2 protein-coding genes and 1 pseudogene are annotated in these 1,840 nt (G+C 60.1%); all 3 read right to left on the bottom strand.

Annotated features, from left to right (window positions below):
• A partial coding sequence (locus tag ACH2EH_RS08635) for an aldo/keto reductase (RefSeq protein ID WP_395140796.1) occupies window positions 1-709 on the bottom strand: 709 nt, incomplete at its 3' end.
• Window positions 710-747: 38 nt separating this feature from the next.
• On the bottom strand, window positions 748-1,614 hold the full coding sequence (locus tag ACH2EH_RS08630; RefSeq protein WP_395140794.1) for an NAD-dependent epimerase/dehydratase family protein: 867 nt from the start codon (window positions 1,612-1,614) through the stop codon (window positions 748-750).
• A 9-nt stretch (window positions 1,615-1,623) separates the two neighbouring features.
• A pseudogene (locus tag ACH2EH_RS08625) lies at window positions 1,624-1,840 on the bottom strand (hypothetical protein); the annotation flags it as partial.

Genomic DNA, 1,840 nt, shown 5'->3' with positions numbered 1-1,840 from the left:
CAAGCTTGATCCCCGCCCGGCGCGAGCCCTCGTCAATGTCGCCCAAGACGCCACCGAGAAGTCCACCCGCGAGCGGTGACCAAGGAATCACACCGAGGCCGTAGTCTTCACAGGCGGGAAGCAAGTCCCGCTCAACCGTACGGGCATTGAGGTTGTAGAGGCTCTGCTCACTCACTAAGCCGAGGAAGTTGCGGCGCTTGGCGGCCTCGTTGGCTTTGGCGATATGCCAGCCCGCGAAGTTCGACGAGCCGATATAGAGCACCTTCCCCTGCTGGACAAGCAGCTCCATCGCCTGCCAGATCTCCTCCCATGGCGCGTCCCGCCAGACATGGTGCATCTGGTAGACATCAATGTAGTCGGTCTGGAGGCGGCGCAGGCTCTCCTCACACGCCTTGCGAATGTGCAGCGCGGAGAGGCGGCTGGTGTTGGGCCACTCGCCCATGTCGCCGTAGACCTTGGTCGCCAGGACCACTTTCTCGCGCCGCCCGCCGCCCTGCGCAAAGTAGCGCCCGATAATCTGCTCGGTGATTCCCTCGCCCTTTTTGCCGCCGTAGACATTGGCCGTGTCCCAGAAGTTCATCCCGTGCTCCAGCGCCCTGTCCATAATTGCGTAGGAATCGGGCTCGGTAGTGCGCGGACCAAAGTTCATCGTTCCCAGACAAAGCCGGGAGACCTTCAGGCCCGTACGGCCAAGATTCGTGTATTTCATAATTTTTCTTTCTTTCGCCCCGCTTCACGGGACGGCTTTCACGCGCTCGCGTACAGACAGCCCAGTGCCCGAATTTCGGCATCGGTCTTGGTGCGCTCCAGCCACTCAAGTTCGTCGAGAAATGCTCGAAAGTGCCGCCTAGGCATCCAGCCCAGCGGGGAAGCTTCGGCATTGCTCCGGTGCGGACGGCGGGAGATGTCTAAGCCGTATTTTTCGACCAGCGCACGGGAACCGGGGAAGATCGCCTCGCAAGTTCCCAGGGGGTCGGCTTCCCAGCCTTCAGTCTGGGCATCGGTGAAGGCATTGGCTTTTACAGCATTAACGAAGAAGCTTTCGTCGCCCGTGTAGCCCACACTTGCCTCGATACAGTCCAGCACGTCCAAGCGATCCACGCCGCCGTAGAGCAGACGCGAGCCGAAGTGCAGGAAGTCGCGATAGGGCGTGAAATCGGCGGGGCGAACCGCGACATACTGAACTCCGTGGCGCTGCTTGTTGTACTCACACAGCTCCTCACCGATGCGCTTGGTGAAGCCGTACTTATCGTAGTGCCCGTGCCAAGCTTGCGAGCTCAAAAACACCACTTTCTTGATCCCTGCGCTCTGGGCCGCCTGAAACATCCAGAACGTACCGTCCACGTTCAGCCGCCAGAAGTCCGCCTCGGTCTTACTGTTCCCGTGGATTCCATGCCACGCGGGCAGGTGCAAAATTGCATCGCATCCGGCGGCGGCCCGCTCCAGCCCCACCCCGATCTGGACATCAGTCTGGATAAACTCCAGCCCGGTGAAGGGCTCTTTCTCGGGGAGCTTGCTGATATCGGAGAGCACCAGCGTGTGTCCCGCTGCCAGAAGCCGAGGGATTATGCCTCGCCCAACATTGCTGTTAGCACCTGTGAGTAAAATTTTCATAAAGATTCCTTACTGAAGAAGCGGCTCTAAAACGCCCGGCACGAAGTTTCCAGAGAGCTGTTCCTGCTCCTCCCAGGCGGCGCGTAGCTTATCTTCCCACTGGCGCAGAAAGATCTGGCGACACCAGGCCTTACTCACACGCCAGGCTTTGTAGTAGGAGTTGTTCTCGGTATCGCCCGCCACGGCGGCGCGGGCACCGTCTTGGAAGCGCCGCTTGATCGAGACC

Origin of the sequence: Armatimonas sp. (assembly GCF_043760365.1) — a bacterium.
In the GTDB taxonomy this organism is placed as follows: domain Bacteria; phylum Armatimonadota; class Armatimonadia; order Armatimonadales; family Armatimonadaceae; genus Armatimonas.
This window is presented reverse-complemented; position numbering and strand designations above follow the sequence as displayed.

Bases quoted from the DNA above. Each gene is read 5' to 3' on its own strand.
- ACH2EH_RS08630 (WP_395140794.1), bottom strand. From the start codon at position 1,614: ATGAAAATTTTACTCACAGGTGCTAACAGCAATGTTGGGCGAGGCATA.